Below are 14137 nucleotides of genomic sequence, written 5' to 3'. Positions count from 1 at the left end.
TTATCCGAAGCATGTATGGCCATGCGGTTTACCCCCTGCCGGTGCGGCGTGACACTGCTGTCACGCACTATTCCATAACAACCGTGCATAGGATAAGCCTCGCCATGCCACGTCCGAACATTCTCTTCATCATGGCCGACCAGATGGCCGCGCCCCTGCTGCCGCTGCACGACGCCGCCTCGCCGATCCGCATGCCCAACCTGGTGCGCCTGGCCGAACAGGCCGTGGTGTTCGATTCGGCCTACTGCAACAGCCCGCTGTGCGCGCCCTCGCGCTTCACCCTGGTCAGCGGCCAGCTGCCGACGAAGATCGGCGCCTGGGACAACGCCGCCGACTTCGCCGCCGACGTCCCCACCTACGCCCACCACCTGCGCCGCCTGGGCTACCGCACGGCGCTGTCGGGCAAGATGCACTTCTGCGGCCCGGACCAGCTGCACGGCTACGAGGAGCGCCTGACCAGCGACATCTACCCCGCCGACTACGGCTGGGCGGTGAACTGGGACGAGCCGGAGGTGCGCCCGAGCTGGTACCACAACATGTCCTCGGTGCTGCAGGCCGGGCCCTGCGTGCGCACCAACCAGCTGGATTTCGACGACGAAGTGGTGTTCAAGGCGCGCCAGTACCTCTACGACCACGTCCGCGAGCACGCCGAGCAGCCGTTCTGCCTGACCGTCTCCATGACCCACCCCCACGACCCCTACACCATCCCCCGCGAGTACTGGGACCTGTACCGCGACGAGGACATCCCGCTGCCGTCGGTGGAACTGGCGCAGCACGAGCAGGACCCGCACTCCCAGCGCCTGCTCAAGGTCATCGACCTGTGGGGCAAGCCGCTGCCGCCGGAGAAGATCCGCGACGCCCGCCGCGCCTACTTCGGCGCCTGCAGCTACGTCGACGCGCAGATCGGCGCGCTGCTCAGGACCCTGGAGGAATGCGACCTGGCCGAGAACACCCTGGTGGTGTTCTCCGGCGACCATGGCGACATGCTTGGCGAGCGCGGCCTCTGGTACAAGATGCACTGGTTCGAGATGGCCGCCCGCGTGCCCATGCTGATCCACGCCCCGGGCCGCTTCGCCGCGCGCCATGTGGCCGAGTCGGTGTCCACCCTCGACCTGCTGCCGACCCTGGTGGAACTGGCCGGCGGCGAGCTGCCGGCGGACCTGGAGCTGGACGGCCGCTCGCTGCTGCCGCACCTGCAAGGCCAGGGCGGGCACGACGAGGTGATCGGCGAATACACCGCCGAAGGCACCCTCAGCCCGCTGATGATGATCCGCCGCGGCGACTACAAGTTCGTCTATTCCGAACAGGACCCATGCCTGCTCTACGATCTGAAGAACGACCCGCGCGAGCTGGAGAACCTGGCCGGCTCCGCGGCGCACCGCGAGCTGTTCGACGCCTTCCTGGCCGAGGCCCGGCAGCGCTGGGACATACCGGCGATCACCGCCCGCGTGCTGGCCAGCCAGCGCCGCCGGCGCTTCGTCGCCGACGCCTTGCAGCGCGGCAGGCTGACCAGCTGGGACCACCAGCCGTTCGTCGATGCCAGCCAGCAGTACATGCGCAACCACATCGACCTGGACGACCTGGAGCGCCGCGCCCGTTACCCCAGACCCTGACCATAACCACAACCAGAAAAAGCCGAGGGGAGATAAGCATGACCAAGTTAAGTGCATTGCTGCTGGCCACCACCATGGCGCTGGCCGGCCAGGCCGCGCAGGCCGAGGACGACGCCTGCGCCACGGTGAAACTGGCCGATCCGGGCTGGACCGACATCGCCGTGACCAACGGCGTCGCCAGCTTCCTGCTCGACAGCCTCGGCTACCAGGCCAAGGTCGACACCCTTTCGGTGCCGATCACCTACGGCGGCCTGCGCGACGGCCAGGTGGACGCCTTCCTCGGCAACTGGATGCCGGCGCAGCAGGGCTTCCATGACCAGTTCATCGCCAGCGGCCAGGTCACGCGACTGGCGAAGAACCTGGAGGGCACCGAATTCACCCTGGCCGTGCCGACCTACGTCTACGACGCCGGGGTGAAGAACTTCGCCGACCTGCAGAAGCACGCCGACCAGTTCAACCACAAGGTCTACGGCATCGGCTCGGGCGCGCCGGCCAACCTGTCGATCCAGAAGATGATCGGCGGCAACGAGTTCGGCCTGGGCGACTGGAAGCTGGTGGAGTCCAGCGAGCAGGCGATGCTCGCCGAGGTCAGCCGGGCGGTTAAGCGCGAGCGCTGGATCGTCTTCCTCGGCTGGACGCCGCACCCGATGAACGTGAAGTACGACATGAAGTACCTGGCCGGCGGCGACAAGTACTTCGGCAGCACCGGCAGCGTCTACACCGTCACCCGCAACGGCTATGCCCAGCAGTGCCCGAACAGCGCCAAGCTGCTGGCCAACCTGAGCTTCGACCTGAAGATGGAGAACGCCATCATGGCCGAGGTGCTGGAGAAGAACGTGAAGAACGCCGACGCGGTGAAGGCCTGGATCAAGGCCAACCCGCAGGCCCTGGGCAAGTGGCTGGACGGGGTGAAGAGCCGCGACGGCGGCGATGCCCTGGCCGCCGTGCAGGCCAAGCTCTGACCGCCGATGGAGCGCCTGTATCGCTTGCTGCCGTTCCTAGCCTGGCTGCCGGGCCTCGGCCCGCGGGCGATGGCGCGGGAAGCCTGGGTCGGCCTGGCCGGCGCGGTGCTGGCCCTGCCGCAGTCCATCGCCTACGCGCTGATCGCCGGGCTGCCGCCGCAGTACGGCCTGTACGCGGCCATGCTGCCGGTGGTGGTGGCCTGCCTGTGGGGCTCCTCCAGGCACATGGTCGGCGGGCCCACCGCGGCCATCTCGGTGGTGCTCTACGCCACGGTGGCGCCCCTGGCGCCGCCGGGCAGCGAGACGTTCATCCAGTACGTGCTGCTGCTGACCTTCCTCGCCGGCATCCTGCAATGGGCCCTGGGCGCGATGCGCGCCGGGGTGCTGCTGAATTTCGTCTCGCACTCGGTGATGCTCGGCTTCACCCTGGGCGCGGCGCTGGTCATCGCCCTGGGCCAGTTGCCCTACCTGCTCGGCGTGGAAGTGCACAGCCGCGGCAGCGCCCTGGACGGCACGCGCCTGCTGCTGGCGCGGCTGGGCGAGTGCGAGCCGGCGTCCCTGGCCATCGGCCTGCTCAGCCTGGCGGCGAGCCTGCTGTGCCGCTGGCTGCGGCCGCGCTGGCCGGCGCTGATGTTCGGCCTGCTGGTGGCCAGCCTGACGGTTTGGGCGCTGCCCGCATGGTTCGGCGGCGTGGCGCGGGTGCGGGCCTTCGCCAGCGCGCTGCCGCCGTTCAGCCCGTTGCAGGTCGATGCGGCCGGCATCGCCGCGCTGCTGCCCGGGGCCCTGGCCTGCGGGCTGCTCGGCCTGGTCACCAGCCTGTCCATCGCCCGCGCCCTGGCCGCGCGCAGCCAGCAGGTGCTGGACGCCAACCAGGAAATCCGCGCCCAGGGCCTGTCCAACCTGGTCGGCCCATGGTTCTCCGGCAGCCTCTCGGCGGGCTCCTTCACCCGCTCCGGGCTCAACCTCGAAGCCGGCGCGCGCACGCCGCTGGCCGGGGTGTTCTCCGCCGCCTGGGTCGCGGTGCTGGCAGTGGCCGGCGCCGGGCTGATCACCCACATCCCGCTGCCGGCCATGGCCGGCGGCATCCTGCTGATCGCCTGGGGCCTGGTCGACCGCCCGGCCCTGCGCGCCCTCTGGCGCGGCAGCCGCAGCGAGTTCGCGGTGATGGCCCTGACCGCCGCGGCGACCCTGCTGCTGCCGCTGCAGAACGCCATCTACCTGGGCGTGCTGGCCTCGCTGCTGCTCTACCTGCGGCGCACCTCGCAGCCGCGAGTGGAACGCTGGCAGGCCAGCGAGGAGGAAGTGCTGCGGGTGGAAGGCTCGATCTTCTTCGGCGCCTGCGACTACCTGCAGCGCCTGATCCAGGCCAGCCAGGGCCGGCGCCTGGTGCTGGATGCCAGGCACGTGAACTTCATCGACTTCGCCGGGGCGCACATGCTGCAGCAGGAAGCCCGCCGGCTGGCCGGCGAGGGGCGGCACCTGGTGCTGCGCCATGCGCGGCCGAGGGTCCGCGAGGAATTGGCGCGGCAGATGGGCGAAGGCGCGGTTCTGCAGGTGGAGTAGGGAAGCGGCGAGGTGCTTTTCGTAGGATGGGTTGAGCTTGCGAAACCCATGCGGTTGCGGTGATGGGTATCGCTTCGCTCAACACCATCCTACGGGGGCATTGTGTTTGCCGGGAGGCGTAGGAGCGGACTCCGTCCGCGATTTATTCGCCCAGCGCACGGGGCATCCGGCGCTCAACCCGCCAACTGCCGCCGCAACTCATCCAACACCGGCCGCGAATCCGGCCGCACCCCGCGCCACAGCACGAAGGCCTCCGCCGCCTGCTCCACCAGCATGCCCAGGCCATCGATGCAGCGCGCCGCGCCATGCTCGGCGGCCCAGCGGTTGAAGGCGGTCGGCTCCTTGCCGTACATCATGTCGTAGCAGACGGTGTGCCCCGGGCGGATCAGCGCCGCGTCGATGGGCGGCAGCTCGCCGGCCAGGCTGGCCGAGGTGCCGTTGACGATCAGGTCGAAGGGTTCGTCGCGCAGGTCGAAGCCGCCGGCGCGCACCGGGCCCAGGTCGGCGAACTCGCGGGCCAGCTGCTCGGCCTTGGCCGCGGTGCGGTTGAGCACCACCAGCGCCGCCGGGCCCTCGGCCAGGAAGGGTTCGAGGATGCCGCGCACCGCGCCGCCGGCGCCCAGCACCAGCACGCGGCGGCCCTTGAGCGCCACGCCGTTGTTCACCACCAGGTCGCGAGTCAGGCCGGCGCCATCGGTGTTGTCGCCCAGCAGGCGGCCGTCGTCGAGCCTCTTCAGCGTGTTCACCGCGCCGGCGCGGCGGGCGCGCTCGGTGAGTTCACCGCACAGGCGGTAGGCGTCTTCCTTGAAGGGCACGGTGACGTTGGCGCCCAGGCCCTCGGCGAAGAACCCGCGGGCGGCCCCGGCGAAGTCGTCCAGCGGCGCCAGTTGGGCGTCGTAGGTGAGCGCCTGGCCGGTCTGCTCGGCGAACAGGCGATGGATCAGCGGCGACTTGCTGTGGCCGATGGGGTTGCCGAAGACGCAATAGCGGTCCATTGGAGTCCTGCGGGTGGGAAAACCGAAAGAGCGGCAGCTTGCCGGTTTTTGCGGCAAGCTGCCAGGCCGCGGTTCGCGAGCAAGCTCGCTCCTACGAAGAGCAGACGCGTACCTGTAGGAGCGAGCTTGCTCGCGAACCCTCGTCAGCTACCGGCGAGCCAATCCCGGTCCTGGAGGAAATACTCGGTCAGCCGCGCCTCTTCGCTGCCCGGCTCGGGCTTCCAGTCGTAGCCCCAGCGCACCTGCGGAGGCAGCGACATGAGGATGGATTCGGTGCGCCCACCGGACTGCAGGCCGAACAGGGTGCCGCGGTCGTAGACCAGGTTGAACTCCACGTAGCGGCCGCGGCGGAACTCCTGGAACTCGCGCTGCTGTTCGGTCCAGGCCTGGGCCTTGCGCTTGCGCACGATGGGCAGGTAGGCCTCGATGTAGGCGTCGCCGATGGCGCGCAGGAAGGCGAAGCTGGTGTCGAAGTCCCACTGGTTCAGGTCGTCGAAGAACAGGCCGCCGATGCCGCGCGGCTCGTTGCGGTGCTTGAGGTGGAAGTAGCGGTCGCACCACTCCTTGTAGCGCGGATAGACGTCCTCGCCGAAGGGCGCGCAGGCCTCGCGGGCGACCTTGTGCCAGTGCACGCAGTCTTCCTCGTTGCCGTAGTAGGGCGTCAGGTCGAAGCCGCCGCCGAACCACCACACCGGCTCCTCGCCTTCCTTCTCGGCGATGAAGAAACGCACGTTGGCGTGGGAAGTCGGCACGTGCGGGTTGCGCGGATGGATCACCAGCGACACGCCCAGGGCCTGGAAGCCGCGCCCGGCCAGTTCCGGACGGTGCGCGCTGGCCGATGGCGGCAGGCCGGCGCCGAACACGTGGGAGAAGTTCACCCCGCCCTTCTCGATCAGCGCGCCATCGCCGATCACCCGGGTGCGGCCACCGCCGCCGGCCGGACGCTCCCAGGCGTCCTCGATGAAGCGGGCGCCGCCGTCCTCGGCTTCGAGTGCGGTGCAGATGCGGTCTTGCAGGTCGAGCAGGTAGGCCTTCACAGCCTGGATAGGGTCGGTCACGGGATCACCTTGGAGCGGGAAAGCCTTGCGGCGCCAGGGCTGCAGGCCGGGAGAGGGGCGCAAGCATAGCATTCCCGGCCGCCATGCCATGCTTGACGGCGGTCAACAAGGCGGCTTGGATGAAAGACTTTTCCCAACGCGGCGCCGACCCCTCCGACGCCGCATGCAGCAGGAGATCGACATGGCCAAGCGCATCCAGTTCGCCCGCACCGGCGGCCCCGAAGTCCTCGAATACCTCGACTACACCCCCGCCGAGCCGGGCCCGAAGGAAGTCCGCGTACGCAACCGCGCCATCGGCCTGAACTTCATCGACAACTACTTCCGCAGCGGCCTCTATCCCGCCCCGGCGCTGCCCTCCGGGCTGGGCACCGAGGGCGCCGGCGAGGTGGAAGCGGTGGGCAGCGAGGTGAGCAACGTCAAGGTCGGCGACCGCGTCGGCTACGCCACCGGCCCGCTGGGCGCCTACAGCGAACTGCACGTGCTGCCGGCGGCCAACGTGGTGAAACTGCCCGACGCCATCGACTTCGAGACCGCCGCCGCGGTGATGCTCAAGGGCCTGACCGTGCAGTACCTGCTGCGCCAGACCTACAACGCCCAGCCCGGCCAGACCGTGCTCTGGCACGCGGCCGCCGGCGGCGTCGGGCTGATCGCCTGCCAGTGGGCCAAGGCCCTGGGGGTGAAGCTGATCGGCACCGTCGGCTCGGCCGCCAAGGCGGAGCTGGCCAAGGCCCATGGCGCCTGGGCGACCATCGACTACAGCCAGGAGAACGTGGCGGAGCGCGTGCTGCAGCTCACCGACGGCAAGAAGTGCCCGGTGGTCTACGACTCGGTGGGCAAGGACACCTGGCCGATCTCCCTGGACTGCGCCGCCCCGCGCGGGCTGATCGTCAGCTTCGGCAACGCCTCGGGCCCGGTGGACGGCATCAACCTGGGCATCCTGGCGCAGAAGGGCTCGCTGTTCGTCACCCGGCCGACGCTGTTCGGCTACGCCAACACCCCGGAGCGCCTGCAGGCGATGGCCGAGGACCTGTTCGGCATGCTCGTCTCGGGCAAGGTCAAGGTGGAGATCAACCAGCGCTACGCCCTGGCCGACGCGGCCAAGGCGCAGACCGAACTGGCGGCGCGGCGGACCACCGGGTCGACCATTCTGTTGCCTTGAGGGAAACAGCGGATAACGCCGTTGGCGTTATCCGCCCACGGGCACGGCTTCTCGTAGGAGCGAGCTTGCTCGCGAACCGAATTTGCCGGGAACAGTGGATGTTGGCGTTCAGAGCGCCCTCTCCCTAACCCTCTCCCGCAAGCGGGAGAGGGGACCGTTCGGTGTGTTCGGGGAATTTTGGTGTTAGCCGGCTACCGCGAGGTTTTCGGCTGGCGCCATACCATTTCTCGGCACGGACAGCCCCCTCTCCCTTCAGGGCGGGGCGCGCAGCCGAGGGTTGGGGAGAGGGGACGGAGCCAAACTAAAACACCGAAGTCACAGCTGAGCACTGTTCGCGAGCAAGCTCGCTCCTACGAAGAGCCCCGGCGCGGCATACAAGACAGTTGCTCCTACAGCCAGCGCCGAATTTCCCACCCATACCACACAGCCCGCCCTCAGGCCGGGCGCAAGGTCCGGCCGGTAACCAGGTCGCGGATCACGCTGGGGTTGCGCCGGCCGCCGAGCTTGCCGTCGAGCACGCCGTCCAATTCGCCGCGGAAGTACTGCTCCACCCGCAGCCGCGAGCGCGCCGCCGGGCGCCCGGCGGGGTTGGCCGAGGTGGACACCAGCGGGCCGGTCAGCGCGCAGAGTTCGCGCACCAGCGGGTGTTCGCTGACGCGCAGGGCCACGCTGTCGTGCTGGCCGGTGATCCACTCCGGCAGGCGCCCCTGGTGCGGCACCAGCCAGGTGTTCGGGCCCGGCCAGGTGGCGCCCAGGCGGTCCTGCCATTCCTGCGGCAGGTCGGCGAGCAGGAAGTCGAACTGGCGGATGTTGTCGGCCACCAGGATCAGGCCCTTCTCCACCGGCCGCGCCTTGATGGCCAGCAGGCGGTAGACGGCATCCTCGTTCCAGGGGTCGCAGCCCAGGCCCCAGACGGCTTCGGTCGGGTAGGCGATGACGCCGCCCTCGCGCACTATCCTGGCCACACGCTGCACACGCCAGCTGCTGATCATCGGCAAACTCCGGGGAAATAACGATTGCGCGGCAGTTTACGTGCTCAGCCGCCGCGATGCACCCAGACGCCGGCCTCGCAGGCCACCTTGCCTTCCAGTTCCAGCTCGGTCAGCGCCGCCAGCACCTGTGGCAGCGCCCAGCCACTGCCGGCGGCCAGCGCCTCGCAGCCCTGCGGGGCGGCGCGCAGCAGGTCCAGCAGTGGGTGCGTCTGCTGCTGCGGGGCCGGTTTGCTGACCGGTGCCTCGGCAGTCCAGCCGCTCAGGCCTTCGAGGATGTCGTCGATGCGCTCCACCAGGGTGGCGCCCTGGCGGATCAGCTCGTGGCAGCCGCGCGCGCCGGGATGGTGGATGGAGCCGGGAATGGCGTAGACCTCGCGGCCCTGCTCGGCGGCCAGCCGCGCGGTGATCAGCGAGCCGCTGGCCGGGCTGGCCTCCACCACCAGCACGCCCAGGGACAGGCCGCTGATGATGCGGTTGCGCCGCGGGAAGTTGTCCGGCCGCGGCGGGCAGTCCAGCGGCAGTTCGGACAGCAGCGCGCCGCCGCCCTCGACGATGCGCCGCGCCAGCCCCAGGTGCCGTCGGGGATACAGGCATTGCAGGCCCGTGCCGAGCACCGCCAGGGTGACGCCACCAGCTTCCAGCGCGCCTTCGTGGGCGGCGCCGTCGATGCCCAGGGCCAGCCCGCTGGTGATGGCGAAGCCGCCGCCGGCCAGGCTGCGGGCGAAGGCGCGGGCGGTGTCCAGCCCCGGGCGGCTGGCGCGCCGGCTGCCGACCACCGCCAGTTGCGGCCGGCCCAGGGCCGCGCGGGCGCCCTCGACGAACAGCAGCGGCGGCGCATCGCTCAGCTCCGCCAGCAGCGCGGGGTAGTCCTCGGCGTCCCACATCAGCAGGTGCCGCTCGGGCCCTTCCAGCCAGCGCAGAGCCTCGGCTGCCGCCTGGCGGGTGGTCTCGCTGCGCCGCGCCTCGGCGCTGGCCGCCGGCAAGCCCAGCGAGCGCCAGGCCGCGGCGGGCGCGCTGAGGGCGGCGGAGGCGCTACCGAAGGCCGCCAGCAGGGCGGCGAAACGCCGCGGCCCCAGTTCGGGCAGGGCGTGCAGGCGCAGGCGGGCTTCCAGTTCGGCGGGGGAGGGTTGGCGGGGCATGGCGGCAGTCCTTGGCGCGTTGACGGGAACCCCGACTATGCCGCGTCCGCCGGCCGCCGCCTGCCGGACGCTTCGGAAGATCCGGCCGGCAGAGACGAAGAACGCCGTCGTGGCAGCAATGTTGTTGATTCAAGCGATGTGTTGGTTCAGCGGAGGTGGCCAAGCCTGGCTCCGCCCCTCACCCCAACCCTCTCCCGGAGGGAGAGGGGGATGTTCGTGCCACCGGGGCTTCCGGCGTGGTCGGTGAATCCAATCGCGGACAAAGTCCGCTCCTACGCCCGAGCTTCCTGGAACTGTAGGAGCGGACTCTGTCCGCGATTCGGCGGATAACGCCGTACGGATTTCTCGAGAACTTTAGGCGCTGGGCTCAAGAGCACCCTCTCCCCAGCCCTCTCCCGCAAGCGGGAGAGGGGGCGGTCCTGAGTGGGCGGAAAATCTGGAGTCATCCTGAAACGCCTAACTCCACCCTCGTCATTCCCGCGTCCCGCGTTCGCGGGAATGACGGGGTTAGGTTGGGTGCAAAGGATCAAAGCTCGCGAGCCAAGCCATCCCCCACCCCATATGAAAAATGCCGTTTCCCCAAACAGAGAAACGGCATTCTTTCTTAAGTGAACAGCACTACCGCGGTGGCAGGGCTCTTCACACAGGCGCGCAAGTCAGGGATTGCGCACCTTGTCCTGCACTTCCAGCGAACGGTTGGCGGTAAGCACCAAGCCATAACTGAGACGGTTATAGGTACGGAAAATCATCACCAGCCCGGAACGCTCATCGGGGATCTTCACCAGGTCGCCGCTGACGCGGTCGCGCACCGTCTCGCCGAGCTTGTAGATGGCCAGCACGTTGCCTTCCTCCAGGCCATCGCGGCTGCCCTTGTCGATGGTCACCACGTCGTACTTGCCGATCTGGGTGACGCCGCGCGGCACGTCGATGATGCTGCCCTTGATCGGCGTCTTCGGCTCGCTGGGCATGAAGATCGAGGTCACCGCGCGCTCCTCGGTGGGGAACAGGCGGTCGCCTGGCCGCACTTCCTGGGTGGTGCGCGTCAGGTTGAGGGTGGCGATGTCGTCTTCCTTGGCGGTCACCCGGGCGCTGCCGACGTCCATGGCGTCGACGCCGAGGACTTCCTTGGTGTCCGGGTCGGAGTAGATCTTGCCCTGGCGGAAGATGCCGTAGCTGCCTTCCTCGGCCAGGGAGTCGCCGCGGGCGTAGGCGCGGTCGCCAGCGCCGCTGACCACGCGCTCGGCATCGCCGGCGACCATGTAGGGGGCCTTGCTGAAGTCACCCTCGCTGTCGACGATGCGGTTGGACAGCAGGAAGGCGTTGATCTTGTCCAGCGGGATGGTCGGCACCGCCTCGGCCATCGGCGTGCTGCGCACCTTGGGCGACAGCTTGATGGTGCCGTGGGAGGCGCCGCGGTTGAGCACCAGGCGCGGCTGGCCGTCGATGTACACCAGGCTGAGGACGTCGCCGGGGTAGATCAGGTGCGGGTTGCGAATCTGCGGATTCACCTGCCAGATCTCCGGCCACTTCCAGGGCTTGCTCAGGAACTTGCCGGAGATGTCCCAGAGGGTGTCGCCCTTGACCACCGTATAGCGGTCCGGGTGGCCATCCCTGAGTTCCACGGCACCCTGCGCCATGCTTCCTGCCGCCAGCAGCAGCACGGCGAGTAGTGTTTTCCTCATGCGGTGAATCCCTTTATTATGTATACACATGAAACGCCGGAAAGCCGCCCCTACCGGGCCTTCCAGGGTTTTTCGATGCTGCTCAGCATATTAGCAGCCGATTTTTACTTTATTCCACAAGTGCATCACAAACGCATATGGCCATTCTGAACATCCTCGAATTCCCCGATCCGCGCCTGCGCACGATCGCCAAGCCTGTCGAGGTGGTCGACGATAGCGTGCGCCAACTGGTCGACGACATGTTCGAAACCATGTACGAGGCGCCCGGCATCGGCCTGGCCGCCACCCAGGTGAACGTACACAAGCGCGTGGTGGTGATGGACCTGTCCGAGGACAAGTCCGAGCCGCGCGTGTTCATCAACCCGGAACTGGAAGCGCTCACCGAAGAGATGGGCGAGTACCAGGAGGGTTGCCTGTCGGTGCCCGGCTTCTACGAGAGCGTCGACCGCCCGCTGCGGGTGCGCGTCAAGGCGCTGGACCGCGACGGCAAGGCCTTCGAGGAAATCGCCGAGGGCCTGCTGGCGGTGTGCATCCAGCATGAGTGCGACCACCTGAACGGCAAGCTGTTCGTCGACTACCTGTCCAACCTCAAGCGCGACCGGATCAAGAAGAAGCTGGAAAAGCAGCACCGCCAGCGCGCCTGACACCCTCCTCCCCAAAGGCTTGCTCCGGCAAGCCTTTTTTCTTTAAGCGAGCCTACGCATGAGCCAAGCATTGCGCATCGTCTTCGCCGGGACCCCGGAATTCGCCGCCGAGCACCTCAAGGCCCTGCTCGATACCCCGCATGAGATCGTCGCCGTCTACACCCAGCCGGACCGCCCGGCCGGCCGCGGCCAGAAGCTGATGCCCAGCCCGGTCAAGCAGCTCGCCGCGCAGCATGGCCTGCCGGTGCTGCAGCCGCCGACCCTGCGCAACCCAGAAGCCCAGGCCGAGTTGGCCGCGCTGCAGCCGGACCTGATGGTGGTGGTCGCCTATGGCCTGATCCTGCCCCAGGCGGTGCTGGACATCCCGCGCCTGGGCTGCATCAACAGCCATGCCTCGCTGCTGCCGCGCTGGCGCGGTGCCGCGCCCATCCAGCGCGCCGTGCAGGCTGGCGATGCGGAAAGCGGCGTAACCGTGATGCAGATGGAAGCGGGCCTGGACACCGGGCCGATGCTGCTCAAGGTCGTCACCCCGATCAGTCCCGAGGACACCGGCGGCAGCCTGCACGACCGCCTGGCGCGCCTGGGCCCGCCGGCGGTGGTCGAGGCCATCGCCGGCCTGGCCGCAGGCACGCTCAAGGGCGAGGTGCAGGACGACGCCCTGGCCACCTACGCGCACAAGCTCAGCAAGGACGAGGCGAAGCTCGACTGGAGCCGCCCTGCCGTGGAACTGGAGCGCGCCGTGCGCGCCTTCGATCCCTGGCCGGTGTGCCACACCACCCTGAACGGCGAGCCGCTGAAGGTCTGGGCCGCGCGCCTGGGCGAGAGCAGGGGCGAGCCGGGGAAAATCCTCGGCGCCAGCCGTGACGGCCTGCTGGTGGGCTGCGGCGAAGGCAGCCTGCTGCTGACCCGCGTGCAGCTGCCCGGCGGCAAGCCGCTGGCCTTCGCCGACCTGTTCAACAGCCGCCGCGAGCAGTTCGCCACCGGCCTGGTGCTCGGCCAATGAGCCTCAGCCCGCGCCTCGCCGCGGCCCGCGCGCTGGCCGCCGTGCTCGCCGGCCGCGCCTCGCTGGGCAGCTCGCTGCCGCCGCAGCTGGAGCTGGTCGCCCCGCGCGACCGCGGCCTGACCCAGGAGCTGGCCTTCGGCGCCGCGCGCTGGCAACCACGCCTGGCGGCCCTGGCCGCGCGCCTGCTGCAGAAGCCGTTCAAGGCCGGCGACCGCGACGTCGAGGCGCTGCTGCTGGTCGGCCTGTACCAGTTGCTCTACACCCGCATTCCGCCCCACGCGGCCATCGGCGAGACCGTCGGCTGCGCCGACAAGCTGAAGAAGTCCTGGGCCAAGGGCCTGCTCAACGCCGTGCTGCGCCGCGCCCAGCGCGAGGGCGAAGTGCTGCTGGCCGACGTCGACCGCGACCCGGCCGCGCGCCTGGCCCACCCGCGCTGGCTGCAGAAGGCGCTGAAGCAGGCCTGGCCGGAGCAGTTCGAAGCCGTTTGCGCGGCGAACAACGCCCACCCGCCGATGACCCTGCGGGTGAACCGCCGCCAGGGCAGCCGTGACGCCTACCTGGCCGAACTGCAGGCCGCCGGCATCGAGGCCGCGCCCTGCGCCTACAGCCGCGACGGCATCCAGCTAACCCAGCCCTGCGACGTGCGCGAGCTGCCGGGCTTCGCCGAAGGCCGGGTGAGCGTGCAGGACGAGGCCGCACAGTTGGCCGCCGACCTGCTCGAACTGGCCCCCGGCCAGCGCGTGCTCGACGCCTGCTGCGCCCCCGGCGGCAAGACCTGCCACCTGCTGGAGGCCGAGCCGGGCCTGGCTGGCGTGCTCGGCGTGGACCTGGAAGAAAGCCGCCTGGTGCGCGTGCGCGAAAATCTGCAGCGCCTGCGACTAGATGCCACGCTGCTCGCCGCCGACGGCCGCGATACCGTCGCCTGGTGGGACGGCAAGCCGTTCCAGCGCATCCTGCTGGACGCGCCCTGCTCGGCCACCGGGGTGATCCGCCGGCATCCGGACATCAAGCTGACCCGCGCCGCCGAGGACATCCCGGCCCTGGCGCAGTTGCAAGGCGAGCTATTGGACGCGCTGTGGCCAACCCTGGAAGTCGGCGGCATCCTGCTCTACGCCACCTGTTCGGTGATGCCGCAGGAGAACCGCGAGTCGATCGCCGCCTTCCTCGGCCGCACCCCCGGCGCCCGCGAGCTGGACCTGGCCGGGCCCTGGGGCCTGAAGCAGGCGCACGGGCGCCAGCTGCTGCCGCAAGAGGGCGGGCACGACGGTTTCTACTATGCCAAGCTCATCAAGATCTCAGCCCGCTAGCACTGCACGGACGAGCGCGA

At 69.4% G+C, this 14137-nt stretch carries 12 protein-coding genes; 7 read left to right on the top strand and 5 right to left on the bottom strand.

Features of this window, described 5'->3' with window-relative positions; all coding sequences use genetic code 11:
• The first annotated feature begins 104 nt into the window (after positions 1-104).
• Genes betC through BM060_RS15170 form a run of 3 tightly spaced genes read left to right on the top strand, consistent with a single transcriptional unit; the run spans position 105 to position 4138 of the window.
• Entirely contained in the window at positions 105-1613 is a 1509-nt protein-coding gene (gene betC, locus BM060_RS15180) for a choline-sulfatase (RefSeq protein ID WP_074980799.1), read from the top strand.
• 38 nt (positions 1614-1651) lie between these two features.
• A complete protein-coding gene (locus BM060_RS15175) occupies positions 1652-2575 on the top strand; it encodes a choline ABC transporter substrate-binding protein (RefSeq protein WP_074980798.1) in 924 nt (307 codons plus the stop codon).
• Positions 2576-2581: 6 nt separating this feature from the next.
• Positions 2582-4138, top strand: coding sequence for a SulP family inorganic anion transporter (locus BM060_RS15170; protein WP_074980797.1), 1557 nt, complete (start codon positions 2582-2584; stop codon positions 4136-4138).
• Between the two features lie 173 nt (positions 4139-4311).
• On the opposite strand, the gene aroE is transcribed toward BM060_RS15170, so the two are convergent.
• Both aroE and hemF read right to left on the bottom strand, forming a co-directional pair.
• Positions 4312-5133, bottom strand: a complete 822-nt coding sequence (aroE, locus tag BM060_RS15165) for a shikimate dehydrogenase (RefSeq protein WP_074980796.1) — start codon at positions 5131-5133, stop codon at positions 4312-4314.
• A gap of 143 nt (positions 5134-5276) precedes the next feature.
• Positions 5277-6191, bottom strand: a complete 915-nt coding sequence (gene hemF / locus BM060_RS15160) for an oxygen-dependent coproporphyrinogen oxidase (RefSeq protein ID WP_074980795.1) — start codon at positions 6189-6191, stop codon at positions 5277-5279.
• Between the two features lie 181 nt (positions 6192-6372).
• Here hemF and BM060_RS15155 point away from each other — a divergent pair, with 181 nt between their 5' ends.
• On the top strand, positions 6373-7350 hold the full coding sequence (locus tag BM060_RS15155; protein WP_074980794.1) for a quinone oxidoreductase family protein: 978 nt from the start codon (positions 6373-6375) through the stop codon (positions 7348-7350).
• Between the two features lie 434 nt (positions 7351-7784).
• Here the strand turns inward: BM060_RS15155 and tsaC are convergent, their stop codons facing one another.
• The 3 genes from tsaC to BM060_RS15140 all read right to left on the bottom strand — a co-directional run bounded on the left by tsaC (position 7785) and on the right by BM060_RS15140 (position 11163).
• Entirely contained in the window at positions 7785-8342 is a 558-nt protein-coding gene (tsaC, locus tag BM060_RS15150) for an L-threonylcarbamoyladenylate synthase type 1 TsaC (RefSeq protein ID WP_074980793.1), read from the bottom strand.
• 44 nt (positions 8343-8386) lie between these two features.
• Complete coding sequence (dprA, locus tag BM060_RS15145) at positions 8387-9481, bottom strand: DNA-processing protein DprA (RefSeq protein ID WP_074980792.1); 1095 nt, start codon at positions 9479-9481, stop codon at positions 8387-8389.
• Between the two features lie 656 nt (positions 9482-10137).
• The gene (locus BM060_RS15140; RefSeq protein ID WP_074980791.1) at positions 10138-11163 is read right to left on the bottom strand and encodes a LysM peptidoglycan-binding domain-containing protein; all 1026 of its coding nucleotides are present in this window, start codon (positions 11161-11163) and stop codon (positions 10138-10140) included.
• Positions 11164-11300: 137 nt separating this feature from the next.
• Here BM060_RS15140 and def point away from each other — a divergent pair, with 137 nt between their 5' ends.
• From def to rsmB, 3 genes are read left to right on the top strand one after another with little or no spacing between them, the layout of a single operon-like run.
• A complete protein-coding gene (def, locus tag BM060_RS15135) occupies positions 11301-11807 on the top strand; it encodes a peptide deformylase (protein ID WP_074980790.1) in 507 nt (168 codons plus the stop codon).
• 58 nt (positions 11808-11865) lie between these two features.
• Positions 11866-12810 (top strand): methionyl-tRNA formyltransferase, encoded by a 945-nt coding sequence (fmt, locus tag BM060_RS15130; protein ID WP_074980789.1) that lies wholly within the window; start codon positions 11866-11868, stop codon positions 12808-12810.
• A complete protein-coding gene (gene rsmB / locus BM060_RS15125) occupies positions 12807-14117 on the top strand; it encodes a 16S rRNA (cytosine(967)-C(5))-methyltransferase RsmB (RefSeq protein ID WP_074980788.1) in 1311 nt (436 codons plus the stop codon). Before fmt ends, rsmB begins: the two co-directional genes overlap by 4 nt.
• Positions 14118-14137: the final 20 nt, after the last annotated feature.

Source organism: Pseudomonas citronellolis (assembly GCF_900112375.1).
Taxonomy (GTDB): Bacteria; Pseudomonadota; Gammaproteobacteria; order Pseudomonadales; family Pseudomonadaceae; genus Pseudomonas; species Pseudomonas citronellolis.
This window is presented reverse-complemented; position numbering and strand designations above follow the sequence as displayed.

Bases quoted from the DNA above. Each gene is read 5' to 3' on its own strand.
- betC (WP_074980799.1), top strand. From the start codon at position 105: ATGCCACGTCCGAACATTCTCTTCATCATGGCCGACCAGATGGCCGCG.
- BM060_RS15175 (WP_074980798.1), top strand. From the start codon at position 1,652: ATGACCAAGTTAAGTGCATTGCTGCTGGCCACCACCATGGCGCTGGCC.
- BM060_RS15170 (WP_074980797.1), top strand. From the start codon at position 2,582: ATGGAGCGCCTGTATCGCTTGCTGCCGTTCCTAGCCTGGCTGCCGGGC.
- aroE (WP_074980796.1), bottom strand. From the start codon at position 5,133: ATGGACCGCTATTGCGTCTTCGGCAACCCCATCGGCCACAGCAAGTCG.
- BM060_RS15155 (WP_074980794.1), top strand. From the start codon at position 6,373: ATGGCCAAGCGCATCCAGTTCGCCCGCACCGGCGGCCCCGAAGTCCTC.
- tsaC (WP_074980793.1), bottom strand. From the start codon at position 8,342: ATGATCAGCAGCTGGCGTGTGCAGCGTGTGGCCAGGATAGTGCGCGAG.
- dprA (WP_074980792.1), bottom strand. From the start codon at position 9,481: ATGCCCCGCCAACCCTCCCCCGCCGAACTGGAAGCCCGCCTGCGCCTG.
- BM060_RS15140 (WP_074980791.1), bottom strand. From the start codon at position 11,163: ATGAGGAAAACACTACTCGCCGTGCTGCTGCTGGCGGCAGGAAGCATG.
- def (WP_074980790.1), top strand. From the start codon at position 11,301: ATGGCCATTCTGAACATCCTCGAATTCCCCGATCCGCGCCTGCGCACG.
- fmt (WP_074980789.1), top strand. From the start codon at position 11,866: ATGAGCCAAGCATTGCGCATCGTCTTCGCCGGGACCCCGGAATTCGCC.
- rsmB (WP_074980788.1), top strand. From the start codon at position 12,807: ATGAGCCTCAGCCCGCGCCTCGCCGCGGCCCGCGCGCTGGCCGCCGTG.